This window comes from Cellulomonas sp. ICMP 17802, assembly GCF_041295535.1.
Lineage (GTDB): Bacteria > Actinomycetota > Actinomycetes > Actinomycetales > Cellulomonadaceae > Cellulomonas.
The window spans coordinates 287,282-311,747 of record NZ_JBGFQZ010000001.1 but is presented as its reverse complement, the minus strand read 5'-3'; the positions used below and the strand labels follow the sequence as shown (position 1 = coordinate 311,747).

24 protein-coding genes are annotated in these 24,466 nt (G+C 73.6%); 15 read left to right on the top strand and 9 right to left on the bottom strand.

What is annotated here, in order from left to right; all coding sequences use genetic code 11:
• Positions 1-6 precede the first annotated feature (6 nt).
• Together AB5970_RS01620 and AB5970_RS01615 are read left to right on the top strand one after the other, a co-directional pair.
• Positions 7-3,525 carry a TM0106 family RecB-like putative nuclease gene (locus AB5970_RS01620; RefSeq protein WP_370502152.1) on the top strand — a complete coding sequence of 1,173 codons (3,519 nt, stop codon included), beginning with the start codon at positions 7-9 and terminating at the stop codon, positions 3,523-3,525.
• A gap of 11 nt (positions 3,526-3,536) precedes the next feature.
• Positions 3,537-5,219, top strand: a complete 1,683-nt coding sequence (locus tag AB5970_RS01615; RefSeq protein ID WP_370502151.1) for an alpha-amylase family protein — start codon at positions 3,537-3,539, stop codon at positions 5,217-5,219.
• A gap of 7 nt (positions 5,220-5,226) precedes the next feature.
• Here the strand turns inward: AB5970_RS01615 and AB5970_RS01610 are convergent, their stop codons facing one another.
• Positions 5,227-5,889, bottom strand: a complete 663-nt coding sequence (locus AB5970_RS01610) for a hypothetical protein (protein ID WP_370502150.1) — start codon at positions 5,887-5,889, stop codon at positions 5,227-5,229.
• Positions 5,890-6,069: 180 nt separating this feature from the next.
• On the opposite strand from AB5970_RS01610, the gene AB5970_RS01605 reads away from it, so the two are divergent.
• From AB5970_RS01605 to AB5970_RS01575, 7 genes are all read left to right on the top strand, one after another.
• On the top strand, positions 6,070-7,020 hold the full coding sequence (locus tag AB5970_RS01605; RefSeq protein WP_370502149.1) for an FKBP-type peptidyl-prolyl cis-trans isomerase: 951 nt from the start codon (positions 6,070-6,072) through the stop codon (positions 7,018-7,020).
• Between the two features lie 102 nt (positions 7,021-7,122).
• Positions 7,123-9,180 (top strand): elongation factor G, encoded by a 2,058-nt coding sequence (locus AB5970_RS01600; protein ID WP_370502148.1) that lies wholly within the window; start codon positions 7,123-7,125, stop codon positions 9,178-9,180.
• Positions 9,177-9,533, top strand: coding sequence for a nucleotide pyrophosphohydrolase (locus AB5970_RS01595; RefSeq protein ID WP_370502147.1), 357 nt, complete (start codon positions 9,177-9,179; stop codon positions 9,531-9,533). Before AB5970_RS01600 ends, AB5970_RS01595 begins: the two co-directional genes overlap by 4 nt.
• A 10-nt stretch (positions 9,534-9,543) precedes the next feature.
• Positions 9,544-10,161: an L-threonylcarbamoyladenylate synthase gene (locus AB5970_RS01590; RefSeq protein ID WP_370502146.1), complete on the top strand. Its 618-nt coding sequence runs from the start codon at positions 9,544-9,546 to the stop codon at positions 10,159-10,161.
• Positions 10,162-10,165: 4 nt separating this feature from the next.
• A complete protein-coding gene (locus tag AB5970_RS01585; protein WP_370502145.1) occupies positions 10,166-10,621 on the top strand; it encodes a TIGR00725 family protein in 456 nt (151 codons plus the stop codon).
• Positions 10,618-11,364: a uracil-DNA glycosylase gene (locus AB5970_RS01580; RefSeq protein ID WP_370502144.1), complete on the top strand. Its 747-nt coding sequence runs from the start codon at positions 10,618-10,620 to the stop codon at positions 11,362-11,364. The genes AB5970_RS01585 and AB5970_RS01580 overlap by 4 nt, the downstream gene beginning before the upstream one ends.
• A gap of 9 nt (positions 11,365-11,373) precedes the next feature.
• Positions 11,374-11,790 carry a glyoxalase gene (locus tag AB5970_RS01575; RefSeq protein ID WP_370502143.1) on the top strand — a complete coding sequence of 139 codons (417 nt, stop codon included), beginning with the start codon at positions 11,374-11,376 and terminating at the stop codon, positions 11,788-11,790.
• 1 nt (position 11,791) lies between these two features.
• Here the strand turns inward: AB5970_RS01575 and AB5970_RS01570 are convergent, their stop codons facing one another.
• Positions 11,792-12,400 carry a TetR/AcrR family transcriptional regulator gene (locus tag AB5970_RS01570; RefSeq protein WP_370502142.1) on the bottom strand — a complete coding sequence of 203 codons (609 nt, stop codon included), beginning with the start codon at positions 12,398-12,400 and terminating at the stop codon, positions 11,792-11,794.
• A 62-nt stretch (positions 12,401-12,462) separates the two neighbouring features.
• Between AB5970_RS01570 and AB5970_RS01565 the strand changes: the two genes are divergently transcribed.
• The gene (locus AB5970_RS01565; protein ID WP_370502141.1) at positions 12,463-13,242 is read left to right on the top strand and encodes an SDR family NAD(P)-dependent oxidoreductase; all 780 of its coding nucleotides are present in this window, start codon (positions 12,463-12,465) and stop codon (positions 13,240-13,242) included.
• Here AB5970_RS01565 and AB5970_RS01560 read toward each other — a convergent pair.
• The 3 genes from AB5970_RS01560 to AB5970_RS01550 all read right to left on the bottom strand — a co-directional run bounded on the left by AB5970_RS01560 (position 13,239) and on the right by AB5970_RS01550 (position 15,273).
• Complete coding sequence (locus tag AB5970_RS01560; RefSeq protein ID WP_370502140.1) at positions 13,239-13,622, bottom strand: DUF2510 domain-containing protein; 384 nt, start codon at positions 13,620-13,622, stop codon at positions 13,239-13,241. The genes AB5970_RS01565 and AB5970_RS01560 overlap by 4 nt on opposite strands.
• Positions 13,623-13,654: 32 nt before the next feature.
• Entirely contained in the window at positions 13,655-14,413 is a 759-nt protein-coding gene (locus AB5970_RS01555) for an RDD family protein (RefSeq protein WP_370502139.1), read from the bottom strand.
• Positions 14,414-14,526: 113 nt separating this feature from the next.
• Positions 14,527-15,273: a TetR-like C-terminal domain-containing protein gene (locus tag AB5970_RS01550; RefSeq protein ID WP_370502138.1), complete on the bottom strand. Its 747-nt coding sequence runs from the start codon at positions 15,271-15,273 to the stop codon at positions 14,527-14,529.
• A gap of 122 nt (positions 15,274-15,395) precedes the next feature.
• Here AB5970_RS01550 and AB5970_RS01545 point away from each other — a divergent pair, with 122 nt between their 5' ends.
• Entirely contained in the window at positions 15,396-16,334 is a 939-nt protein-coding gene (locus AB5970_RS01545; protein WP_370502137.1) for an NAD-dependent epimerase/dehydratase family protein, read from the top strand.
• Between the two features lie 4 nt (positions 16,335-16,338).
• On the opposite strand, the gene AB5970_RS01540 is transcribed toward AB5970_RS01545, so the two are convergent.
• Positions 16,339-17,091: an RDD family protein gene (locus tag AB5970_RS01540; protein ID WP_370502136.1), complete on the bottom strand. Its 753-nt coding sequence runs from the start codon at positions 17,089-17,091 to the stop codon at positions 16,339-16,341.
• Positions 17,092-17,199: 108 nt separating this feature from the next.
• Here AB5970_RS01540 and AB5970_RS01535 point away from each other — a divergent pair, with 108 nt between their 5' ends.
• The 3 genes from AB5970_RS01535 (at position 17,200) to AB5970_RS01525 (ending at position 19,612) form a co-directional block, all read left to right on the top strand.
• Positions 17,200-18,018, top strand: a complete 819-nt coding sequence (locus AB5970_RS01535; RefSeq protein WP_370502135.1) for an LLM class flavin-dependent oxidoreductase — start codon at positions 17,200-17,202, stop codon at positions 18,016-18,018.
• The gene (locus tag AB5970_RS01530; RefSeq protein WP_370502134.1) at positions 18,015-18,662 is read left to right on the top strand and encodes a GNAT family N-acetyltransferase; all 648 of its coding nucleotides are present in this window, start codon (positions 18,015-18,017) and stop codon (positions 18,660-18,662) included. The genes AB5970_RS01535 and AB5970_RS01530 overlap by 4 nt, the downstream gene beginning before the upstream one ends.
• Positions 18,663-18,820: 158 nt before the next feature.
• On the top strand, positions 18,821-19,612 hold the full coding sequence (locus AB5970_RS01525; protein WP_370502133.1) for a hypothetical protein: 792 nt from the start codon (positions 18,821-18,823) through the stop codon (positions 19,610-19,612).
• Here the strand turns inward: AB5970_RS01525 and AB5970_RS01520 are convergent, their stop codons facing one another.
• The 3 genes from AB5970_RS01520 to AB5970_RS01510 form a co-directional block, all read right to left on the bottom strand.
• Entirely contained in the window at positions 19,613-19,990 is a 378-nt protein-coding gene (locus AB5970_RS01520) for an SseB family protein (RefSeq protein ID WP_370502132.1), read from the bottom strand.
• 47 nt (positions 19,991-20,037) lie between these two features.
• Positions 20,038-20,364 (bottom strand): hypothetical protein, encoded by a 327-nt coding sequence (locus tag AB5970_RS01515; RefSeq protein ID WP_370502131.1) that lies wholly within the window; start codon positions 20,362-20,364, stop codon positions 20,038-20,040.
• Between the two features lie 92 nt (positions 20,365-20,456).
• Positions 20,457-21,929, bottom strand: coding sequence for an MFS transporter (locus tag AB5970_RS01510; RefSeq protein WP_370502130.1), 1,473 nt, complete (start codon positions 21,927-21,929; stop codon positions 20,457-20,459).
• A 312-nt stretch (positions 21,930-22,241) separates the two neighbouring features.
• Here AB5970_RS01510 and AB5970_RS01505 point away from each other — a divergent pair, with 312 nt between their 5' ends.
• Entirely contained in the window at positions 22,242-24,461 is a 2,220-nt protein-coding gene (locus AB5970_RS01505) for a glycoside hydrolase domain-containing protein (RefSeq protein WP_370502129.1), read from the top strand.
• The last annotated feature ends 5 nt before the right edge of the window (positions 24,462-24,466 follow it).

Here is a 24,466-nt window from a genome sequence, read left to right as displayed (position 1 = left end):
CGCGGCATGTTCCTTCTCGACGGCGACGGTGGCGCGCTGGTCCTGTCCCCCAGCGACCTGGCCAACGCCGCCGCCTGCGAGTTCGCCGTGCTGCGCCACCTCGACGGCCGGCTCGGCCTCGCGGAGCCCACGCCGATCGCGGCCGACGCGATGCTGGAGCGGGTCTCGGCCCTCGGCACCGCGCACGAGAACCGCGTGCTCCAGGAGCTCCGGTCCACGCAGCGCGTGGTCACGATCGCCCGCCCCCGGTACGACGCGGCGTCGGAGCGGGCTGCGCTCGAGGGTGTGCACGCCTCGACGCTCGCGGCGCTCAGGTCGTCGGCCACCGATGTGGTCTACCAGGCCGGGTTCTTCGACGGGCGCTTCACCGGCTGGGCCGACTTCGTGGTGCGGGAGCCGGGGGGCTGGACCGTGCTCGACACCAAGCTGGCCCGGAGCGTCAAGGTCACGGCCCTGCTCCAGCTCGCCGCGTACGCGGACCAGCTGATCACCTCGGGCGTCCCCACCACCCCCGAGGTGCACCTGATCCTGGGCGACCGGTCGCGGTCCAGCCACCGCCTGGCCGACCTGCTCCCGCTCTACCGCGAGCGCCGCGCGCGCCTCGAGCACCTCCTCGACGAGCACCGCGCGTCGGCGTCCCCGGTCGTCTGGGGCGACCCGCGGTACCGGGCGTGCGGCCGGTGCGACGTGTGCGCCGCGCAGGTCGCCGCGCACCGCGACGTGCTCCTGGTGGCCGGGATGAGGTCGACGCAGCGCACCCGGCTCGCCGCCGCGGGCATCGGCACGATCGACCAGCTGGCCGCGAGCGCGGAACCGGTACCGGGGATCGGCGTCGCCACCCTGGCCAACCTGCGGCGCCAGGCGGCGCTCCAGGTGCGACAGGCGACGGCGACCGAGCCGCTGGTGTTCGAGCTGGTCGACGCCGACGCGGTTCGGGCGCTGCCCGCGCCGGACCCCGGCGACATCTTCTTCGACTTCGAGGGCGACCCGCTGTGGACCGACGACACGGTCCCCGCGGACCAGCCGGCGGACTGGGGGCTGGAGTACCTGTTCGGGGTGGTCGAGGCCGACGGGGCGTTCCGGCCGTTCTGGGCGCACGAGCGGGCGCAGGAGAAGGCGGCGTTCCTCGACTTCCTGGCCTACGTGGCGGAGCGACGCGCCGCCCACCCCGGCATGCACGTCTACCACTACGCCCCGTACGAGCGGACGGCGCTGCTGCGGCTGGCAGGGCGGCACGGCGTGGGCGAGGACGCCGTCGACCAGCTGCTGCGCGACGGTGTCCTCGTCGACCTGTACGCCACCGTGCGGCGCGGCCTGCGGGTGGGCAGCGACTCGTACTCGCTGAAGAAGCTCGAGCCGCTCTACATGGGGTCCGAGGGGCGCACCGGCGCCGTCACGACGGCGACCGACTCGATCACCGAGTACGCCGAGGCGTGCGACCTGCGGGACGCGGGCGACCGGGCGGCCTGGCAGGAGCGCCTCGACCAGATCGCCGACTACAACCGGTACGACTGCGTGTCCACCCTGCGGCTGCGCGACTGGCTGGTGGCGCAGGGAGCGTCGGTGGGCGCGGTGCCGTCGGATCGCGACGCCCCGCCGCCGCCCGAGGAGGCGCAGGAGGACCCGCTGGTCACCGAGCTGCTGTCCCGCGCCGGCTCGCTGCCCGACCTCCGCGACCGGCAGGCCGTGGAGATGCTCGCCGCGGCGGTCGGCTACCACGCCCGCGAGGCGAAGCCGTTCTGGTGGGCGCACTTCGACCGCCTGCAGGCCGACCCGGCCGAGTGGATGGACCCCCGGGGCACGCTGCTCGTGGACGGGAAGCCCGAGGTGGTCGCGGACTGGAGCATCGGGGCCGGCAAGCGGACCTACGCGCGGCTGCTGCGACTGACCGGCCAGCTGGAGCCCGGCAGCGACCTGCGTGCCGGCGGGACGGCGTACGCGCTGTACGACCCGCCGCCCCCGTACGCCCAGACGTCCAGCACGGGTCACCGCGGATGGACCGCGAGCGTGGACATCCTCGAGGTGACGGCGCGCCCCGCCGACGACTCGGCATCGGGCACGCGGGACGTGCTGCTGGTGAGCGAGCGCCTGCCCACGGGCGCGGTCCCGCAGCCGGACGTGCCGATGGCGCTCGCCCCGGCCGCCGGCCCGGGCGTCAAGAGCATCGTCGAGGCCATCCGCGGGCTCGTCGGCGGCGTGGCCGCGGGTCTGCCCGCGCTCCCCCCGCTGCCCGTGGTCGACCTGCTGCGCCGGGTCCCCCCGCGGTCCCGCACCGGGCTCGCGCTGCCTCGGCCCGACGACGCCGGAGCGACCACCGAGGCCATCATCGACGCCGTGCTCGACCTCGACGGCTCCTACCTCGCGGTGCAGGGGCCGCCCGGGACCGGCAAGACCTACACCGGCGGGCACGTCATTGCGGCGCTGGCCGCGCAGGGCTGGAAGGTCGGCGTCGTCGCGCAGTCCCACGCCGTGGTCGAGAACATGCTGCGCGCCGTGAACCGCGCGGGGCTCCCCGCGGACCGGATCGGCAAGAAGGCCCAGGACCAGCACCCCGACGACGCGGTCTGGGAGTCGTTGCCGCAGGCCAAGCATGCCGCCGCGTTCCACGCCCGGCAGCCGGGCGGCTTCGTGGTCGGCGGCACCAAGTGGGACTTCACCAGCCAGGACCGCGTCCCCGAGGGCGGCTTCGACCTGCTCGTGGTCGACGAGGCCGGGCAGTTCGCGCTGGCGGACACCGTCGCCGTCTCGACGGCCGCCCGCAACCTGCTGCTGCTGGGCGACCCGCAGCAGCTGCCCCAGGTCACCCAGGGGCGGCATCCGGCGCCGGTCGACCGCTCCGCCCTGGGCTGGCTGGCGGAGGGCCACGAGACCCTTCCCGACGAGCTCGGCTACTTCCTCGACCGCACCTGGCGGATGCACCCGGACCTGTGCGCGCCCGTGTCCCGGCTCTCCTACGACGACCGGCTGGCCGCCGTGCCGCACACCGCCGACCGGTCGCTCGACGGAGTCGCACCCGGGCTGCGCACGGTCGTGGTCGACCACGAGGGCAACGCCGTGTCCTCCCCGCAGGAGGCGGCCGTCGTGGTCGACCTGGTGCGCGACCTGCTCGGCCGGCGCTGGTCCGACCCGCACACCGGCACCGACCGGCCCCTGACCGGCCAGGACGTGCTGGTCGTCGCGCCGTACAACGCGCAGGTGTGGACCGTCCGCCGCGCGCTCGAGGCCGCCGGCGTCACGGGCGTCCGCGTGGGCACGGTGGACAAGTTCCAGGGCCAGGAGGCGGCGGTCGTCCTGGTGACCACGTGCGCGTCGTCGGCCGACGAGGTGCCGCGCGGCATGGAGTTCCTGCTCAACCGCAACCGGCTCAACGTCGCGGTGTCCAGGGCCCAGTGGTGCGCGGTCCTCGTGCGCTCCCGCCACCTGACCGACTACCTGCCCACCCGGCCCGAGCAGCTGGCCGAGCTGGGGGCGTTCATCGGGCTGTGCGCGGCCGCTCACCGCGCGGAGGAGCCCGCCAGCCGGTAGGAACGGACCCCATGAGGATCCATGACACCGGTGACCTGTGGTGGAAGAACGCCGTCATCTACTGCCTGGACGTCGAGACGTTCATGGACTGGAACGACGACGGCGTCGGCGACCTGCCGGGCCTGGTGCAGCGGATCGACCACCTGGCCGACCTGGGCGTCACGTGCCTGTGGCTGATGCCGTTCTACCCGACCGAGGACTACGACGACGGCTACGACATCTCCGACTTCCTCGGGGTCGACCCGCGGCTCGGCGACGTCGGTGACCTGGTCGAGGTGATCCGGACCGCGCGGGACCGCGGGATCCGGGTGATCGCGGACCTCGTCGTCAACCACACCTCGTGGAAGCACCGGTGGTTCCAGGAGGCGCGCAAGAGCGTCGACAACCCGTACCGCGACTTCTACGTGTGGCGGAAGGACAAGCCGCCGTCGACCAAGGACAAGGTGGTCTTCCCCGACAAGGAGACGGGCATCTGGACCAAGGACGACGCGACCGGCGAGTGGTACCGGCACACCTTCTACCACCAGCAGCCCGACCTGAACACGGCGAACCCGCAGGTCAGGGACGCCATCGCGAAGGTGATCGGCTACTGGGCGGAGCTCGGGCTGAGCGGCTTCCGGGTGGACGCCGTGCCGTTCTTCCTCGCCGACGCCGCCAAGACGCCGGGCGACGACGTGGTGCACAAGCACGACTTCCTCAAGGAGCTCCGCTCGTTCCTCACGCGACGGGTGGGCGACGCGATCCTCATGGGCGAGGTCAACCTGCCGTACCCGGAGCAGCGGCTGTACTTCGGCGGCGGCGAGGCCGACAGCGACGAGCTCACGCTGCAGTTCGACTTCATCGGCATGCAGAGCCTGTACCTCGCGCTCGCCCGGCGGGACGCGCGCCCGATCGCGACGGCCCTCTCGCAGCGCCCGGACATCCCCCACGACGCGCAGTGGGCCACGTTCGTGCGCAACCACGACGAGCTCACGCTGGACAAGCTGTCCGACGAGGAGCGCCAGGAGGTGTTCGACGCGCTCGGCCCGGACCCCGACATGCAGCTGTACGGCCGGGGCCTGCGACGACGGCTGCCGACGATGCTCGACGGCGACCCGCGCCGCATCCGGATGGTCTACTCGCTGCTGTTCTCGCTGCCCGGCACGCCCGTGCTGTTCTACGGCGAGGAGATCGGCATGGGCGAGAACCTGGCCGCCGAGGGCCGCATGGCGGTCCGGACGCCGATGCAGTGGACGGCGGGCACCAACGGCGGCTTCTCACAGGCCCCCAAGCGCGCGCTCCCCGGCCCGGTCACCGAGGGCGGGTACTCGCCCGAGCACGTCAACGTGGCCGACCAGCGCCGCGACCCGGACTCGATGCTCAACTTCGTGCAGCTGCTGGTCCGCCGCTACCGCGAGAGCCCGGAGCTCGGCTGGTCGGCGCGGGCCGAGATCCTCGACCAGCCGCACCCCGCGGTCCTCGCGCACCGCAGCACCTGGGGCGACGGCTCGACGATCGCGCTGCACAACCTCGGCCCGGACGCGGTCACGGTGCCGCTGCAGTTCGCCGACTGCGACGACACCGTCCGGCTGGTCGACCTGCTGCAGGACGGCTCCTGCACCATCGACGCCCAGGGACGGACCGAGGTGGACCTCGACGGCTACGGCTACCGCTGGCTGCGCGTGGTCCGCGTGGACGACCGCCGGCTGATCTGAACCGACTTCAGGCGAGTCTCGGGTAGCCGATCTGGACGATGTCCCCCGCCAGCTCCTCCACGGTGGTCTCGGGGTTGAGCCGCTCGACCAGAGCTTCCGTGAGGGGATCCAGCGCGAAGACGGCGCTGATCGCCCGGAGATCTGCCGGCGTCTCGTAGTACTCCTCGGCGAAGCGCTGATAGCCCGACGGGGTTCCGTCCACCAGCACCTCGAAGAGCCAGTCGGCGCCGTCCGGATCCTCGCCTGGCGGAAGGGCGACCGGGCCGGCACGCCAGCCGTCATCGCCGCTCTCTCGCCAGAGGCAGATGGTCGCCGACAACGTGCCCTCACGACTGAACGCGGGCTCGGTGACGCAGCTGGCGAACGCGTCGGGCACGCCCTCGACCAGACCGGGCCAGAGCTCGCCGCCGCGGACGAACGGGCTCATCTCCGACTCGTGGTCGAAACCCCGGATGAATGCGCCGGCCGGCGAGAACACGATCGACCACTCGTCACCGGACCCGTTGCGCAGGGACGCCATCTCCTCACCGGGCCCCCAGCCGGAGTCGAACGAGTAGTACCGGCCGTCCCACTCCGGGCTCATCACAGCGTCCAGCATCGCCAGGGCGCGGCAGCGGTCACGGAGCACCGAGATCTCGGGCAGGGCGCGAGCAACGTCGAGACTGGTCACAGAGCAACCATCCCGCACCAGCGGTTGTGAAGGTCGAGGCTCACCGTCCCGCACGTGCTCTTCTGAGGCGGTCCGCGCCGACCAGCCTGCGGCCCGCTCAGCGCACTCCCAGGAATCTCGCGTACCGTGCCGAGGACCGCCGCCTCCCCGGGCGGGACCCGAACCCGACGGAGGACCCTCGTGCGTCGCACGACCACCGCCCGCCGCGGCCTCGCGGCCGCAGCTCTTGCCCTGACCCTCGGCCTGTCGCTGGCCGCCTGCTCCGGTGACGCCGGCGCCGACCCGTCCGCGTCGCCCTCGGCGTCGTCGACCTCGGCCGCGTCCGCTGCCGACACCGCCGCGCTCGCCAAGGTGACCGTCGAGGGCGACGCCGGCGCGAAGCCGACCGTCACGCTCCCCTCGACGCCGTTCACGGTGACCTCGCTGGTCGCCCGCGTGGTCGACGAGGGCACCGGCGCCGAGATCACGGAGGGCCAGACGGTCTCCGTCCACGAGCTCGCGGTCTCCGGCACCGACGGCAGCGCGATCGGCGACACCTACTCGGGCACGCCCGAGTCGATCGTCGCCGACGACCAGCTGGCGCCCCCGCTGCACGACGTGCTCGTCGGCCAGAAGGTCGGCGTGCGCATCCTCATCGCCGCCCCCGGCGACTCCGGCACGAACGTCTACTTCGCCGAGGTCGTCGACGCCAAGGACACCCCGCCGGTCCCGGCTCGCGCCGAGGGCGAGGCCGTGACGCCGCCCGCCGGGCTGCCGACCGTGACGCTCGACGCCGACGGCAAGCCGTCGATCACGCCGCTCACCACTGCGGCGCCCACGACGCTCGTCTCGCAGACCCTGATCAAGGGCGCCGGCGCCCCGGTGACGGCCGACCAGACCCTCACGGTCAACTACACCGGCTGGCTCTGGGACGGCACGCAGTTCGACTCGTCCTGGGACACCGGCGACCACGCGACCTTCGCGCTGAGCGGCGTCATCCCCGGCTGGACGCAGGGCCTCACGGGTCAGACGGTCGGCAGCCAGGTGCTGCTGATCATCCCCCCGGACCTCGGCTACGGCGCCACGGCCAGCGGCAAGATCCCGGCCAACTCCACGCTCGTGTTCGTCGTGGACATCCTCGCCGCTTCCTAGTACCGACCGCTCCACCGACGAGCCCGGGACGCACCTCGCGTCCCGGGCTCGTCGCGTCCTAGGGTGGCGGGAAGGGACGGCTCCGGAGACCGGGAGTGGACGATGGACCAGGCAGCGACGCCGAGGATCCGCACGGTGGCGCTGCTGGGCGCCGCCGGGTCGGGCAAGACGACTCTCACCGAGGCGCTGCTGCACCGCGCCGGTGTGCTGACCCGCGCGGGCCGGGTGGAGGACGGCTCGACCGTCACCGACCACGAGCCCGAGGAGATCGCGCGCGGCATCTCCCTGGGCCTGGGCGTCGCCCCCTTTCCGTGGACCGCAGCGGACGGCAACGCGTACGACGTGACGCTCCTGGACGCCCCGGGGTCGGCCGACTTCGCGGGCGCGGTGGACGCCGCGCTCGCGGCCGCGGACCTCGCGCTGATCGTGGTGAGCGCGGTCGACGGGGTGCAGGCGGGCACCCACGCGGCGTGGCGGCTCGCGGCCGAGGCCGGGGTGCCGCGGATGGTCGTCGTGACCAAGGAGGACAAGGCGCGGGCCGACTTCCGGCACGTGCTGGCGGACCTGCGGGAGGCGTTCGGCGACGGCCTGGTCCCGCTGGAGCTGCCGCTGGGCGAGGAGACGGCGTTCACGGGCGTCGCCGACGTCCTGACCGAGGAGGGCCTGGCCTACGACGGCGAGGGCCGGCACCACACCGAGGCGCTCCCGGCGGGGCTCGCCGACGAGGAGCACCGGCTGCACGACGAGGTGACCGAGGAGATCGTCGCGCACGACGACGACCAGCTCGAGCGCTACCTGTCGGGCGACGTGCCGACCACGGGCGAGCTGGAGAGCACGCTCGCGCGCGAGGTCGGGCTCTGCGAGGCGTTCCCCGTGCTCCTGGCGTCGGGCGTCACCGGCGTGGGCGTCGACCGGCTGGCGGACCTGCTGTGCGAGCTCGGGCCGTCGCCGGAGGACCGCACGTCCCGCGTCCAGGCCGGCACCACCGAGGTCGAGGTGGCCGCGGACCCCGCAGGCCCCACGCTGCTGTACGCGTTCCGGACCCTGGCGGACCCGTTCGTCGGGCAGGTGACCATGTTCCGGGTGCTGTCCGGCACGGTCCGCAACGGCGACCGGCTGGTCAACACGGCGACGCGCACCGAGGAGCGGATCCCCGGGCTGTTCCGGCTGCGCGGCAAGGAGCACCTGCCGGTCGACGCGGTCCCGGCGGGGCAGATCGGCGCCGTCGCCAAGCTCACGGGGACCCCGTCGGGAACCCTGCTGGCGGAACGGACCGGGCCGGGCGCGTCGATGACCGCCCGGCCCCCGCGCGTCCGGGACACCGTCTACGGGCTGGCGCTGGAGCCCGTGACGCAGTCCGACGACGACCGCCTCTCCGCCGCCCTGGCGCGCCTGACCGCCGAGGATCCGACCCTCGAGATCGAGCGCTCCGGCGACAGCACCGTGCTGCGCGGGCTCGGCGACACGCACCTCGCCGTGGCGCTCGAGCGGCTGGCGCGCGTGTTCGGTGTGCACGTGAGCACGTCGCCGGTCCCGGTCGGGTACCGCGAGACCATCCGCCGGCAGGTGGAGGCCGAGGGCAAGGTGAAGAAGCAGTCGGGCGGGCACGGGCAGTTCGCGGTGGTGCAGCTGCGGGTGTCGCCGCTGCCGCACGGGACCGGGTTCGAGTTCGTCGACGCGATCGTCGGCGGCGCGATCCCCCGCACCTACGTCCAGGCCGTGCACAAGGGCGTCGTCGAGGCGATGGCGTCGGGCGGCCCGCACGGGTACCCCGTGGTGGACCTGCGCGTCGAGGTCTACGACGGCAAGTCGCACTCGGTCGACTCCTCCGACATGGCGTTCCGCACGGCCGCCGGCAACGGCGTCCGGGAGGCGCTGCACGCCGCGGGCACCATCGTGCTCGAGCCCATCAGCCGCGTGTCCGTCACCGTGCCGATCTCGGCGCAGGGCGACGTGATGAGCGACCTGTCCGCCCGCCGCGGGCACATCAACGCGACGACGTCGCTGGACGACGGGCTGGTGCTGATCGAGGCGTCGGTGCCCGAGGCGGAGCTCGCGCGGTACGTGCTGGACCTGCGCTCGATCACCGGCGGGCGCGCCGAGCTGTCGATGGAGTCCGACCGGTTCGAGGTCTGCCCGGACCACCTGGTCCCCGCGTGAGCGACGAGCCCGAGCTGGCCGAGCTGACGCGTCTGGTCCGGGAGTTCAGCACGGAGCGGGACTGGCAGCAGTTCCACGACCCGAAGTCGGTGATCCTCGCGCTCGTGGGCGAGGTCGGTGAGCTGGCCGAGCTGTTCCAGTGGGTGCCCGCCGACCAGGCCGTCGCGCAGTTCGCCGCCCCCGACCGGCACGCGCGGGCCTCCGAGGAGATGGCCGACGTCCTGGTGTACCTGGTGTGCCTGGCCGACGTGCTCGGGGTGGACCTGGGCGCGGCGGCGCGCGCCAAGCTGGCGGCGTCGCACGTCCGGTTCGCGGCCGACCAGGTCCGGGGCGTCGCTCCGCACAAGCCGTAGCCTCGTCACCATGGCGCGCTACTTCGACGTCCACCCCGAGAACCCCCAGCCGCGGTCGATCGCGCAGGTGGTCGAGCTGCTGCGCAACGACGCGGTCATCGCCTACCCCACCGACTCCTGCTACGCGCTGGGCTCCCGGATCGACAACCACGACGGCGCCGACCGCATCCGCAAGATCCGGCACCTCGACGACCGGCACCACTTCACGCTGGTGTGCTCCGACTTCGCGCAGCTGGGCCAGCTGGTGCACCTGGACAACAGCGCGTTCCGCGCGATCAAGGCCGCGACCCCCGGCCCGTACACGTTCATCCTGCTGGCCACCCCCGAGGTGCCCAAGCGGCTGGCCCACGCGAAGAAGCGCTCGGTCGGCGTGCGCATCCCGAACCACCCCGTGGCCCAGGCGATCCTGCGCGAGCTGGGCGAGCCCCTGCTGTCCAGCACGCTGCTGATGCCCGGCCACGAGTGGCCGATGGTCGAGGGCTGGCAGATCAAGGAGGAGCTCGACCTGGTGCTCGACGCCGTGGTCGACGCCGGCGACTGCGGGACCGAGCCGACCACGGTGGTCGACTGGACCGACGGCACGCCCGAGGTGGTCCGCGTGGGCGCGGGCGACCCCGACCGCTTCTGAGCCGATGGGCTACGTCGCGGTCGTCGGGCCGTCCGAGGCCTCCGCCGACGAGCTCGCCGACGCGGAGGCCGTCGGCCGCGGGCTCGCGCAGCGCGGGCACGTGGTGCTCTGCGGCGGGCACGGTGGCGTGATGGAGGCCGTGGCCCGCGGAGCCGCGGACGCCGGCGGCACGGTCGTCGGCCTCCTGCCCGGCACCGACCGGACCGCGGCGAACCCCCACGTCACGGTCGCGATCCCGACCGGGCTCGGGGAGATGCGGAACGCGCTGCTGGTGCGGTCGAGCGACGTCGTCGTGAGCGTCGGCGGCTCGTGGGGCACGCTCAGTGAGGTCGCGCTCGCGGTGCGCACGGGCGTGCCGGTGGTGGCGCTGCGGGGCTGGCCCCTGCCGGGCGACCCCGCGCTGCACCCGGTCGCGACGGTCGACGCCGCCCTCGAGGCCGTCGAGACGCTGGGCCGATGACGGCGGTGCCGACGAGCGCGGCGGACGTCGCGCGCGCCGCGGCGGCCGCCCCGGACCTGGCCGGTCTCGACGCCGTGGTCCCCACGTGCCGCGCGTGCCCGCGGCTGGTCGCGTGGCGCGAGCTGGTGGGCGCCGAGAAGCGTGCCGCCTTCCGCGACCAGACGTACTGGGCGCGGCCGGTGCCGGGCTTCGGCGACCCGCACGCCGGCGTGCTGGTGGTCGGCCTGGCCCCCGCGGCCCACGGCGCCAACCGCACGGGCCGGATGTTCACCGGCGACCGCTCGGGCGACTTCCTGTTCGCGGCGATGCACCGCACGGGCTTCGCCAACCAGCCGACGTCGGTGTCCCGCGACGACGGCCTGACGCTCACGGACATCCGCGTGACCGCGCCCGTGCGCTGCGCCCCGCCCGCCAACGACCCGACCCCCGACGAGCGCCGGACGTGCGGACCCTTCCTCGGGCGCGAGCTGCAGCTGGTCCGGCCGCGCGTGGTCGTGGTGCTCGGCGCGTTCGGCTGGCAGGCCCTGCTCACCACGCTCGCCGAGCAGGGCTGGGACGTGCCGCGCCCCCGACCGAGGTTCGGCCACGGCGTCGAGGTGACGGTGGCGGGACCCGGCGGCGCCGCGCTGGTGCTGCTCGGCTGCTTCCACGTCAGCCAGCAGAACACCTTCACCGGGCGGCTGACGCCGGAGATGCTCGACGCCGTGCTGCTCCGGGCGCGGGCTGTCGGGGGCGGCGGCTAGCGTCGGAGCATGGAGATCTCGTTCGTCGCGGGCTTCGGCCCCATCACGCGGGACGGGGACGCCGCCCGCGCCTTCTGGGAGGGCGGCCTCGGCATCGGGCTCCAGGAGCCCGCTCCGGGGTACCTCACCAACGACGACCTCGAGGGCGTGAAGGCGTTCGCTCTCTGGCCGCTCGCGCAGGCCGCGCAGTCCACGTTCGGCAGCCCGCAGTGGCCCGCGGACCTGCCCGTCCCGCAGGCGTGGCTCGAGCTCGACGTCCCGACCGTCGAGGCCGTCGCCACCGGGGTCGCCGAGCTCGAGGCCAAGGGGCACCGGCTGCTCAAGCCGGCCGCCGAGGAGCCGTGGGGCCAGACGACCGCGCGCCTGCAGAGCCCTGAGGGGCTGCTGGTCGGCGTGACCTACACGCCCTGGCTGCACACGTCCTGAGTCAGGCGCGCAGCGCCCGCCACAGACCGTCGGCCGCGAGCGCCACCATCTCGTCCAGCGGCGCGCCCTCGAGCAGGTCGCCGGCGGCCAGCGCGGCCAGGCCGTGCACCGTGGCGAAGGCCAGCTGGGCCAGCCGCAGCGGGTCGCCCTCGCGGACCTGCCCGGCCGCCTGGCCCTCGACCACCAGGTCGACCGCCACCGCCAGGCTGCCGTGCCCGGCCTCGACCAGCTCCTCGGGGGCGCCCTCGGCGTGCTTGTGCGCGTACATCAGGCCGAGCAGGGCGGCGTGGGTGGTGGCGAACTCGACGTACGCGGCGCCCACCCGCTCGAACCGGTCCCGCAGCGCGGCGTCGTCGCGCGCCGCGGACTGCATGGCGCGGTTGAGCCGCTGGAACCCGTCGATGGCCAGCGCGTCGAGCAGCGCCTGCCGGTCCCGGAAGTGCCGGGCGGGTGCCGCGTGGCTGACGCCGATGTCCCGGGCCAGCGCCCGCAGCGAGAGGGCGTCGACGCCGTCGGTCGCCAGGGTCTGCTCGGCCCGCTCCAGCAGCTCGGCGCGGAGGTTGCCGTGGTGGTAGGTCCGCGGGGACACGACCGGGGCGGCGAGGGGCATGGCGTCATCCTAGCCGAATGTAGGCGTTGACAACAATGATGTCACCGCCTACTTTGGGCCACATGGACCACCACGGCACCACCGCCCTCATCACCGGCGCCAGCTCGGGCCTCGGCGTCGACTTCGCGCACCAGCTCGCCGCCCGCGGCGCCGACCTCGTCCTGGTCGCCCGCCGCGCCGACCGGCTCGAGGAGCTGGCCTCGACCCTCCGCGCGCAGCACGGCGTGCAGGTCCGCGTGCTGCCGGCCGACCTCACGCTGCCCGGTGCCGCGGCGACGCTGCGGGCGCAGCTCGACGGCGTGCACGTCGACACCCTGGTCAACAACGCCGGCTTCGGGCACTTCGGCGACCTCGCCGACACCGACCCGGCCGTGGCGTCGGGCATGGTCGCGCTCAACGTCGCGGCGCTCGTCGACCTCACGCGCACGTTCCTGCCGGACCTGCTCGCGGGCAGGGGCGCGCTGGTCAACATCGCGAGCACCGCGGCCTACCAGCCGTGCCCGCACTTGGCGGTCTACGGCGCGACCAAAGCGTTCGTCCTGTCGTTCACCGAGGCGCTGCACGCCGAGACGCGCGGGTCGGGCCTGCGCGTGCTCGCCCTGTCGCCGGGCGCCACGCGGACCGAGTTCTTCGACATCGCGGGGCGCGAGGCGCAGGTCGGCCGGATGCAGGAGTCGGCGGACGTCGTCGGCCTGGCGATGCGCGCGCTGGACCGGCGTCGGACCCCCGCCAGCATCGTCTCCGGGCGAACCAACGGGCTGACCGCGGTCGCGTCCCGGCTGTTCCCGCGCCGCGTGACCCTCGCGGTCAGCGACCGGCTGATGAGCCCGCAGAGCGCCTAGAGCTGGTTGACCAGGAAAGCCACGCCGGCCACCGAGCCGAGGACCCCGGCGATGATCGCGAACACGGCCCGCCCCGAGCCGTGGCCCCCGGAGCGCGCGCGCTGCAGGCCCAGCACCCCGAGCCAGACCGCGACCGGGCCGAGCGCCCAGATGAACAACGCGCAGAGCCCCACGTACCCGGCCGCCACCGACTGCCACGACCGGCCGACGGGGACGATCCAGTGCAGCGGGTCGCCGGGCGTGGTGCCGTCCCCCGTCGCGGGAGGCGGGGCGACCATGACCGGCGCGACGTGCGGCGTCCAACCCGCGCCGTCGAACCAGCGCACGACCCCGGGGGTCGCTCGGTCGTCGTACCAGCCGGGGGGTGGAGTCGCAGTCACGACCCCTCTATCGGCAGAAGTTGCCCCGGGCTTCAGTGGACGACGATCGACTTCGTGATCTTGTCGGAGAACGTCTGCCGCTTGGCGTCCCACAGCGGCCACAGGTAGCCGAGGTAGAGGAAGCCGTCGACGTAGTGGGCGAGGTCGCGGACGAACGCCATCCCGACACCCAGGGGCGCCTCCGTCGCCTCCCGCTGCAGCGTCAACCCGACGACCCGCTTGCCCCAGGACTGGCCGGTCCGGCCACCGACCACCCACCGGTTCCCGCCCCAGAGCACGAGCGAGACCAGGCCCCCGACGAGGAGGGCGAGGATCCCGGACGTCGTCGGGTCGTCGGTCGGGGCGCCGTACGCGTCGACGCCCGGCACGGACGTCACCGACATCACGACGAGCCCCACGAGGTAGGGGATCAGGGCGAGCGAGTCGAGCAGGTAGGCGCCGACGCGCTGGATCCAGGTGGCGTAGCTCGGCGCGAACCCGACGCCGAAGCCGGCGAACGGATACCCCGGACCGGCGCCGTAGGCCGGAGCTCCGTAGGCCGGCGCGGCGCCGTAGACGGGAGCAGCCCCGTAGGCCGGGGGGGCGCCGTAGGCGGGAGCGGCCCCGTAGGCGGGCGCCGCGTCGTAGGCAGGGGGCCCGCCGTAGGCAGGGGGCCCGCCGTAGGCCGGGGGCGCGCCGTAGGCGGGCGCCTGCGGGTAGCCGGGCGGCGCGGCGTAGGGGTTGGCAGGCGGGACCTGTCCCTGGTTCCAGCCGTCGCTGGCGGGCGGCTGGTACGGGTCGTACGTGCTCACGGGTCTCCTGCGGTGCGGATCGGGCGGGGGCGTCGTGCCCTCATCGACACGCGACGGCGGACGGTTGAGGGCCGCACCGTCAGGTCCGGCACGCGTCACCCGGTCGGCGCAGGTCAGTCGAGCGTCACGTGCAGGCCGACGCCGGCGGCCGCGGTCGCGATCGTCACGTCGAACAGCAGGGCGTAGTCGTCGGCGACGCGGTGGAGGTGGCCGAACAGCTCGGCCGAGATCGCGCCGACGAGCGACGTGAACAGGGTGGCCGAGCGCGCGGCCGTGCGGGCCAGCTCGGGCGGCACGGCCGCGGGGTCGGTCCAGCCGACGAACGCGTAGACCTCGGGCGCGATGCGACGGGCCGGGTCGAACGCGGGCCCTGCCGGGGTCAGGGACCCGTCGCCGTACGCCGCCATGACGACCCCGACGATCACGCCCCACATCCTCAGCGCGGACTGCACCGTGTCCTCGGGCGCCCGGTAGCCGCGCACCGGTGTGCCGTAGATCAGCTCGAACGAGTACGGCTGAGCGAGCGCCCACCGGCGGACCGCGCGTGCGACCTCGAGCCACGTGCCGGCGGGGTCGGCCCCGCTCTCGCGCGCCTCGGCGGCGGCCTCGGCGGCCGCACCGACCGAGTCGTACGCCTCGATGATCAGCAGCGTCAGCAGGGCGTCGCGGGACTCGACGTACCGGTACACCGCCGACGACGCCATCCCGAGGTCGCGGGCGACGGCACGCAGGCTCAGCTCCGCGGAGCCGTCGCTCTCGAGCCGGGCCCGGGCGGCGGCGAGGAGCTCGGCCATCACCTCGGCACGGGCTCGCTCCCGGGCGGAGACAGGGACGCGGGGGGCGGCGGTCGGCTCGGTCACGCCGCCAGTGTGCCGCCTCGCCGACGACAACGCGAGCACCGATCACTCTTGCGAGCACCGCTCTCCTTCTGCGAGCATTGATCACAACAGAGAGCAGTGCTCTCTCCGACGAAGGAGCTCTCATGACCCGCCACGTGATCCTCGGCAAGGGCGCCGTCGGCGCCACCCTCGCCCAGCTGTTGGCCGACCAGGGCGACGACGTCCTGGTGCTGAGCCGGTCCGGCGGCACGTCCACGGACCGGGTCGCCCACGCCGCCCTCGACGCCACCGACACCGACGCGCTCACCGGGGCAGCCCAAGGGGCCGACGTCCTCTACAACTGCGCCAACCCCGCCTACCACCGCTGGGCCACCGACTGGCCGCCGCTCTGGGGTTCCCTCCTCGACGCCGCCACCCGCACGGGCGCGGTGCTGGTCACGGCAGGCAACCTCTACGGCTACGCCACGCACGGCGCCGTCATGCGAGAGGACTCGCCGCTCGCCGCGACCGACACCAAGGGCGCCGTGCGCGCGCGGATGTGGCAGCAGGCCGAGCGCCGGCACCGCCGCGGCGAGCTGCGCGTGACCGAGGTCCGGGCGGCTGACTACCTCGGGCCGCTCGCCGACTCGCAGGCGCACGCCGGTCCGCGGTTCGTCGACGCGGTCGTCGCCGGCGCGGTGGCGCGGACGCTCGTCGCGGTGGACCAGCCGCACAGCTGGACGTACCTCCCGGACTTCGCCCGCGCGCTCGTCTCCGCCGGCAGCACGCCGGCGGCGTGGGGGCAGGCGTGGCACGTGCCCACCGCAGAGCCGCTGACGTTCCGTGAGCTGGGCACCCGCATCGCGGGCACGGCCGGTGCCCCGGCTCCGCGGATCCGGCCCGTGCCCGCGTCCGTCGTGCGCGCGCTCGGCGTGGTGTCGCCGATGCTGCGGGAGATCGCGTCCGTGTCGGACCACTTCTCGCGGCCGTATGTCATGGACACCGCGGCGTCGGCGCGGGTGCTCGGCGTCGTCGCGACCCCGTGGGACCTCGCGATCGCCGAGACGCTCGCCGCCCGCCGACAGGCCGCCGTGCCGGTGTGACCGGTCAGCCGAGGACGACCGTGTGCACGATCTGGTCCGCGAACGTCTGCCGCTTGCCGCTCCACATCGGGTTCAGCCAGCCGACCAGCGACACCGTGTCCACCAGGTGCGCCAGCTCGCGCAGCAGCGCGACCCCGACGCCGACCGGCAGGCTCGTGGACTCCCGGACCAGCCGGATGCCCATCGCCTTCTTGCCGAGCGACTGCCCGGTGCGCCCCTGCCAGACGCCGCGGTTCCACACGATCGCGGCCAGCACCAGCGGGATCACGGTGAGCTGACCCTGGACCATGGGGACGCCGTAGGCCATGAGCGCTGAGTCGACCAGCACGCCCGCGGCGAACGGCAGCACGAGCGCGACCAGGTCGATCGCGAGCGCACACAGCCGCGTGCCCCAGCCCACGTACGTCTCCAGCACCTGGGCGAACGGGAGCAGCGGCAGCTCGGACACCCCGACGGGGCTCTCGACGACCGTCGCGACGGACGCGGTCTGCCCCGTCCCGTCGTCGGCGTCGGGCACCGCGGTGCCGGCGGGTGGCCGCGGCGGCACGAGCTCCAGGTCGGGAAGCAGGGGGTCGGCGTGCCGATCCGGCGGAACTAGATCGGAGTCGGGCAGCGCGGCGCCCGCGAGTGGCCGTGGCGGCACGGGCTCCGGGTCGGGCAGCGAGTCGCTCGGCGGCAGGACCGGCAGCTCGTCGCCGGGCTCGCGCGGCTCCGGGAGCCAGGCCGCGGCCGGCTGCGGGGACGCGCTGCTGCTCAACTCCGGGCTCCTCTTCGGCGGTGGGTCGCGCGATCCGTGCGCTGCTCTCGGATCGGCAGATCCGTGCGGGCCCTTGAGTGTCGGGGGTCCGGCGTAGCGTCGCTGGGCATGAAGTTCGGTGTCACCGCCACGTGCGGGTCCGCGCAGCAGTCGATCGAGATGGCCGTCGCCGCCGAGCACGCGGGCTGGGACGGGTTCTTCACGTGGGACGGCATCAGCGTCGGACCGATGGACACGTTCGACCCCTGGACCATCCTCGGCGCCGCGGCCGTGTCCACCACGCGCCTCACGCTCGGCGCCATGGTCTTCTCGCTGCCGCGCCGCAAGCCGTGGGAGGTGGTGCGCCAGGCGCTGACCGTCGATCACCTCTCGGGCGGTCGGCTCGTGCTCCCGGTGGGTCTCGGCGCGATCGACGACGGCGCCTACTCCCGCGTCTCCGGCGAGCACGTCGCGGCCCGCGAGCGCGCGGACCTGCTGGACGAGAGCCTCGAGATCCTGGAGCGCGCATGGACCGGCGAGCCGGTCAGCCACGCGGGCACCTACCACCAGCTCACCGACCTGGTCTTTCGGCCGCGGCCGGTGCGCGGGCGCATCCCGGTGTGGGTGGTCGGCTCGTGGAACGCGCCGCGGTCGATGCGCCGCGCGGCGGCCTGGGACGGCGTCCTGCCCGTCCGCCGGGAGGACGCGTTCGCCCCGCTGACGCCCGACGAGCTGCGGGAGGTGCACGACTGGGTCGCCGGGCAGCGCGGGCCCGACCGCCCGTTCGAGATGGTGGTCGAGGGGGTCCTGGCGGACGGCGCGCAGGCGCAGGTGGCCGCGCTGGAGGACGCCGGCGTGACGTGGTGGATCGACTCGAACTGGGACTTCGACACCGTCACGCCCGACGCCCTGCTCGAGCGGATCCGCCGGGGCCCGGTGCCGGGGTGACCGTGACGGTCGCGGACTGCGAGCGCGTGCAGACCAGCTGGTTCCAGCTACGGTCGCAGGTGCTCGGCAGCGGCTCCTGGGAGGACGACGGCCTGACCTGGGCCAACGGCGACCTGATGTTCCCGCGGGTCATCGACCCGGCCGCGCTCGCCCGTGGCGTCGAGCGCGCACGGTCGGAGGGAGCGTCGATCGTCGGTGCGTGGTTGGGCCTCGACGTGGACCCGAGGCCGCTGGCCGCCGCGGGGTTCAAGAAGGGCTGGGCGCCCTGGTGGATGGCGGGGCCGATCGACCTCGGGCTGCCCGCCGATCCGCGGGTCGAGCTGCGGAAGGATGCGCCCGGCGCCGACGGGCGACCTCCGCGCGCCTGGTTCGCCGCGGCGCGGCAGGGCGGTCAGGCGGCGGGCGGAGCCTGGGCGCACCTCGTCGACGACCTGGCCGGGGTGTTCGACGTCGAGGTGCCGGAGCCGTTCCAGAGGCGGGGGCTCGGCACCGGGCTCATGCAGGCGGTCTGCGCGGCGGCGGCGTCGGCGGGGGCACGGCAGGTCGTGCTCAACTCGACGCCGGCGGGCTACGCGCTGTACCGGAGGTGCGGCCTGCAGCGGATCGGGACCGGCATCACGTGGTGGCTGCACCTGCCGTCGTGACGAACAGAACTGCCGCCCTGCGGTCGCGCGGTACGTCGTCGCAGGTCAGAGCCCGTATTTGCGGGCCGTCGCGTCCCCTCGTGGAAGGTGCGACCGGCGCACGGGACCTGGGCGGCTCTCCGGTGCGTCACACTCTCTGTAGAGGCGAAGGAGCACCCATGCTGACATGCCCGGTCTGTCGATCCGGAGAGCTCGAACTCGTCGAACGGTTGGCGGACGACCGCCGCACCGTCCGCTGCACGGCGTGTGACCACCAGTGGACCCGCGGGGAGGCGAAGTCGCAGGCCGCGCTGCCCGCCTCGTCGGCCGATCTGCAGGCCCGGTTCCCCGACCGCACGGCCGTCGACCCGGCCCGTCTCGAGCGCGTGGAGAAGCTGGCCGCGGAGGCCGCCCCCACCGACCCGGGCCCCGACTGGTCCCACTACCAGCAGGTGTTCAGCCGCGACGAGATCACCACGTGCGAGCCGCGCGACCTCAAGGCGTTCGTCAACGACACCCCCGGCGCCACCAACGCCACGACGGCGTCGTTCAACCGCGCGTGGGCGTCGATGGGCGAGCACGAGGCGTCGGCCCGCACCCGCAACACCATCCGGTACCTGCTCTACGGGCCCGAGACCGTGCCGCTGCCCGACCGCCTGACCCGCCTGATCCTGGGCCAGGGCGGCCTGGGGATGACGGGCTTCAAGGAGCCGGCCCTCACGCGCGTGCTGTGCGCGATGTCCCCGGACGCGTACCTGCCGGTCTCGACGTACGGCGCGGCCCGCGGCGGCAAGCGCGAGATCGCCAAGCGCGTCTACGGGCTCGCGCTGCCGGACGTCGCCAAGGAGCAGTTCACCATCGGGCGGCTGGCGCTGTGGAGCAACGACCTGCTGGTCGACCTGGCCGGCGACGGCTTCGACGACCTGACCCAGGCGGCCGCGTTCCTCACCACCGTGAAGGTGCCAGCCTGATCACTCGTCGTGGGGCCGGGCGAGCTCGTCGCGCAGGGTCGCGACGACGTCCGGCCCCAGCTCGAACCCCTGCGAGCTGCCCGGGTTGACCACGATGCCCACGTCCGACGGCATCCGCAGCAGCACCTCGCGCACCGGCATCGCGACGGCGTCGCCACCGATCCGGCCCTCGTCGCGGAACCGCTGGACCGACGAGAACGCGACCAGGTGGTGCACGCCGTCCCGGTCGAGGATCGCGGGGATGAACCCTTCGAAGTGCTCGCCGACGGGCCCGCCGCTGGGCACCGCCAGCGGCTCGTAGGCGAACCGTGCGAGCAGCTTGGCGCCGTCGATGGTGCCGGGAGCCGCCGTGCTCAGCGCCTGGTCGAAGTCCTTCATGTGCGTGCTCCCTCGTCGGTGCGGGCGAGGTTCACGCTACCGGCGGATCAGTCGGTGGCGAGCCGGAACAGGCTCGGCGTCACCACGTCCAGGCGCAGCACCTCGAACCCGGTGTGGCGTCGGCGCCCGACCACGTGCCGCGACCACGCGTGCTCCCGGCACAGCCGCTCCGTCGACCAGACCTGACCGTTGGGCCAGCCCGGCGTGTCCAGCCGCACGCCCATGACCTCTCCCATGACCAGCACCCAGCGCTGGTCCGGGCCGTCGGGGGCCTCGCCGATCGGGTGCGCCACCGCCCAGACCGTGGCACCCACCTCCGGCTGGTGGTCGTCGGCAACGTCGTAGAGGCGGGTGGTGGCGAGCGTGGCGGCCATGATCGGTGGTCCTCTCGTCGGCACCACCAGCACACGCGCCGGACGTGGCGCGGGCGTGAAGGACACCCGACGGGGGGATGACGATCTCGCGATCACTCCGCCGCGGGCGGACCGCCGTAGGCGTTGACCTTCCGGGGCAGCACGAAGACGAGCGCGAACGCGACGATCGACAGTGCGGCGCTGACGGCCATGGCGTGCGCGGCGCTGTCGACGAAGGCCTGCTGGACGTCCGCGGGGCCGGTGATGTGCAGGGTGCCGAACAGGACGCTGCCGATGACCGCGATGCCGATGGCCGAGCCGACGCGCTGCATCACGCTGATCACGCCGCTGGCGGAGCCGGCCTCGGACCGGTCGACCGTCGCCACGATGAACTGGACGTTCGGCGCGATGAACAGCCCGCTGCCGATGCCCGCGATCAGCAGCGGCGCCAGCAGGTCCCAGTTGGCCAGGTCCTGCGCCGGCTCGATCCGCAGCACCAGCCACACCCACACCAGCCCGACGCAGACCATGGCGGTGCCGACGATGAGCACGGTGCGGCCCAGCCGCTGCGACAGCCGGTTGCTCTGCGACGCCCCGAGGATGCTGCCGAGGGCGAACGGCACCCCGACCACGCCGGACTCCAGCGCGGTGTGCCCGAGGCCTGCCTGCCAGAGCAACGAGATGGTGAAGAAGATGCTGGTGAACGCCGCGAAGTAGACCAGCGCGAGAATCGTCCCGCCGGTGAACTGCGGGTGCGAGAACAGGTGCGGCGGCACCATCGGGTTCTGGTCGACGATCCGCAGCTCCCACAGCGCGAACGCCACGATCAGCAGGACGCCGGCCGCCAGCGTGATGAACGTCCACGCCGGCCAGCCCTTGTCCTGCCCCTCGATGAGCGGCACCAGCAGCGCCACCAACCCGGCTGTCAGCAGCACGAGCCCGACCAGGTCGTAGCCCTCCTTCGCCTGCCCCTCCGACCCGGCCGGCAGGATCTTCGCGGCGGCGATCAGCGCGATGATCCCGATCGGGATGTTGACCCAGAAGACGAGCCGCCAGCCGTTCTCGTCGCCGAACGCCTCGATGATCAACCCACCGAGGATCGGCCCGAGCGCCGTCGACACCCCGATCACCGACCCCATGATCGCGAACGCCTTGCCCCGCACCCGCCCCGGGAACAGCAGCTGGATCATCGCGGTGACCCCGGGCACGAACATGCCGCCCGCGAGCCCCTGGACCACCCGCGCGACGATCAGCTGGAGGCTGGTCTGCGCCAACCCGCAGAACAGGCTGGCCAGGGTGAACAGCGCCAACCCGGTGAAGAACACCCACTTGTGCCCGATGCGGTCGCCGATCCGCCCCGCCGGGATGAGCGCGATGCCGAACGCCAGGGCGTAGCCGCTGATGATCCAGCTCAGCGTCGCTTCGCTCGCGTCCAGGCTCATCCGGATCGTCGGCAGCGCGACGTTGACGATCGTCGTGTCCAGCAGGGCCATGAACATGCCGGCCATGAGGACGACGAGGGCGTTCCAGGCGCTGCGGGGGACGGTGGGGGGCTGCCACGCGGGTGTCGTTGCCGCTTCGGTCATCAGCTCAGCCCTTCGAGCGGGTCGGGGCGCCGCCGTGTGCGCGCCGCCGACAACGCTCCCCCGGCGAGGGCGTGGCCGCAATCGCTGCGGCGTCTGAGGTTCCGGCGCGTTCGGATAGCGCGGACCGCGATCCGCTGGCCCGGCGCTGGGAGCGCTTCGAGCGCGCCCGCTAGTCGCTGCCGGTCACCCCGAGCCGTTCGCGAAACCCCCCGGCAACACTCCCCCCGTACCGTCCCCTGAACGAGGCATGGACGCAGGCGTCGCCCGCACGCGACCCTGTGACCCCCCAGGACGAGTGCGAGGAGCGGCACGATGTTCGAACGCGTCGACCCCTTCATCGGCACGGAAGCCACGAACCTGCCGCCGCAGCAGGGGATCGCAGCGAGCTGGTGGTGGCCCAAGCCGCAGGTCGGCAACACGCACCCGGGCGCCACGCACCCGCTCGGCATGGTCAGCGTGTGCGCGTACAGCGGCGCGTATCCGACGGGCTACGGCCGCTACGACCTCGGCACCGAGGGCCTCCCCACGGAGATGCACGACCGGCAGGTGGCCAGCGGGTTCACGCACTTCCAGCAGTCCGGCACGGGCGCCATCCGCAAGTACTACAACTACTTCCGCGTCACGCCGATGCTGCAGCCGCTCGACGACCTGGGTCAGCTGTGGGACGTCGTCGACGAGTCCGCCGAGCCCGGGTACTACGCCGCGACGCTCGACTCCGGGATCCGCGCGGAGATCACCGTGGGCCCGAAGAGCGCCGTCCACCGGTACACGTTCCCGGCCCACCGCGACGCGCGGCTGGTCATCGACTTCTCGCTCGGCGGCCTCACGATCCCCCACGGCCGGACCGTGCCGCTGCGCGCGCACCTGCACTCGCTGAGCCCGGGCATCGCGCAGGGCGAGATCGTCGTCGAGGGCGCCCCGCTGGCCATCCACGTGGAGTGCGACGACCCGCGCTGGCGGCAGATGCTCTGGTACGACCGCCGGCTCATGCCGGGCGGCACGCGGCTCGACTTCGACCGGATCCGGCCGACCACCCTGCGGCCGTTCGGGCTCATGTGGGCCGGGCCGTCGGAGCCGGGGCAGGTGGTGGAGCTGCGGTTCGGGTTCTCGCTGCGGGGCGTGGACCAGGCCCGGGAGAACCTCGAGCGCGAGTGCGGCCCGGGTCCGTCCAGCTTCGCGACCAGGCGCGCGGCGACCGCCGAGGCCTGGCAGTCGAGCCTGGGCAAGATCCGCATCGACACCCCGAGCAAGGACAAGCAGACCGTCTTCTCGACGGCGCTCTACCACTCGCTGATCAAGCCCTGCCTGGCTCCCGACGAGTCACCGTTCTGGCCCGCCAACGGCCCGTTCGCGTACGACATCGCGACCATGTGGGACATCTACCGCACCCAGCTCCCCCTGCTCACGGCGCTCATGCCGGAGCGCGCCGTCGAGCTGGCCAACGCGCTCCTGTACATCTCCGAGGAGGAGGGCAACCTCCCGATCGGCTACCGGATGGCGCGCGGCGCCGACCAGTTCAGCCGGCAGGCGTCGGCACTCGCGCACACGTTCCTCTCCGACCTGTGCCAGCTGGGGCTGCCCGGCGTGGACTGGGACTGGGCGCTGGTGCACATGCACAACGACCTCCGTCGCACCTACGGCGAGGACTTCCTGCTGCGCGGCAAGGTGCACCCGATCAGCCACACGCTCGACCTGGCGTTCGGGTACTGGTGCACGTCGCAGATCGCGGCCCACGTGGGCGACCCGGCGCTGGTCGACCAGTTCGCGCCCCTGGCCGCGCGCTGGGTCAACGCGTTCGACGAATCGACGGGCTTGCTCGAGGACTCCACGTACTACGAGGGCGGCCGGTGGAACTACTCGTTCCGGCTGCTGCACGACATGGCGGCGCGCATCAAGCTCTCGGGTGGCGACGACGCCTTCGTCGCACAGCTCGACCAGTTCTTCGGGTTCGGCGCGCCGCCCGTGACGCAGCCGGGGCACCGCCCGGGCATCGAGGAGATGGCCGCCGGGTACGCACTCAACCGGTTCGAGGGCCTCAACAACGAGCCCGACATGGAGGCTCCCTGGTCCTACCACTACGCCGGCCGGCCCGACCGGACCGCCGAGGTGGTGCAAGCGATCGTGCAGAACCAGTTCGGCGTCGGGCGCGGCGGCCTGCCGGGCAACGACGACTCCGGCGGCCTCTCGTCCTGGTACGTCTGGGCGTCGCTCGGGCTGTTCCCGGTCGCCGGCCAGAACCTCTTCCTCATCAGCGCGCCGGCCTGGCGGGAGGCCAGCATCGACGTCGGCGACCGCAACCTCACCATCGAGACCTCAGGGTTCACCGAGCCGACACCTGGCGGACCGGTTCAGTACGTACAGTCCGTGCACCTCGACGGGGAGCGGCTCGACCGCACCTGGCTCACCGGCACGGAGCTCCACCGCGGGGGACGCCTCCACCTGACCCTCGGCCCAGAGCCCGGCGACTGGGGCACCACCGTCCGGCCCCCGTCCGTCAGCACCACCGTCCCGACCACCGCGCTGCGGCGCTGACCTAG

What these genes read in the sequence shown, in the direction of transcription:
- AB5970_RS01620 (WP_370502152.1), top strand. Translation starts at nt 7, where the DNA reads ATGTTCCTTCTCGACGGCGACGGTGGCGCGCTGGTCCTGTCCCCCAGC.
- AB5970_RS01615 (WP_370502151.1), top strand. Translation starts at nt 3,537, where the DNA reads ATGAGGATCCATGACACCGGTGACCTGTGGTGGAAGAACGCCGTCATC.
- AB5970_RS01600 (WP_370502148.1), top strand. Translation starts at nt 7,123, where the DNA reads ATGGACCAGGCAGCGACGCCGAGGATCCGCACGGTGGCGCTGCTGGGC.
- AB5970_RS01590 (WP_370502146.1), top strand. Translation starts at nt 9,544, where the DNA reads ATGGCGCGCTACTTCGACGTCCACCCCGAGAACCCCCAGCCGCGGTCG.
- AB5970_RS01585 (WP_370502145.1), top strand. Translation starts at nt 10,166, where the DNA reads ATGGGCTACGTCGCGGTCGTCGGGCCGTCCGAGGCCTCCGCCGACGAG.
- AB5970_RS01580 (WP_370502144.1), top strand. Translation starts at nt 10,618, where the DNA reads ATGACGGCGGTGCCGACGAGCGCGGCGGACGTCGCGCGCGCCGCGGCG.
- AB5970_RS01575 (WP_370502143.1), top strand. Translation starts at nt 11,374, where the DNA reads ATGGAGATCTCGTTCGTCGCGGGCTTCGGCCCCATCACGCGGGACGGG.
- AB5970_RS01570 (WP_370502142.1), bottom strand. Translation starts at nt 12,400, where the DNA reads ATGCCCCTCGCCGCCCCGGTCGTGTCCCCGCGGACCTACCACCACGGC.
- AB5970_RS01565 (WP_370502141.1), top strand. Translation starts at nt 12,463, where the DNA reads ATGGACCACCACGGCACCACCGCCCTCATCACCGGCGCCAGCTCGGGC.
- AB5970_RS01545 (WP_370502137.1), top strand. Translation starts at nt 15,396, where the DNA reads ATGACCCGCCACGTGATCCTCGGCAAGGGCGCCGTCGGCGCCACCCTC.
- AB5970_RS01535 (WP_370502135.1), top strand. Translation starts at nt 17,200, where the DNA reads ATGAAGTTCGGTGTCACCGCCACGTGCGGGTCCGCGCAGCAGTCGATC.
- AB5970_RS01525 (WP_370502133.1), top strand. Translation starts at nt 18,821, where the DNA reads ATGCTGACATGCCCGGTCTGTCGATCCGGAGAGCTCGAACTCGTCGAA.
- AB5970_RS01520 (WP_370502132.1), bottom strand. Translation starts at nt 19,990, where the DNA reads ATGAAGGACTTCGACCAGGCGCTGAGCACGGCGGCTCCCGGCACCATC.
- AB5970_RS01515 (WP_370502131.1), bottom strand. Translation starts at nt 20,364, where the DNA reads ATGGCCGCCACGCTCGCCACCACCCGCCTCTACGACGTTGCCGACGAC.
- AB5970_RS01510 (WP_370502130.1), bottom strand. Translation starts at nt 21,929, where the DNA reads ATGACCGAAGCGGCAACGACACCCGCGTGGCAGCCCCCCACCGTCCCC.
- AB5970_RS01505 (WP_370502129.1), top strand. Translation starts at nt 22,242, where the DNA reads ATGTTCGAACGCGTCGACCCCTTCATCGGCACGGAAGCCACGAACCTG.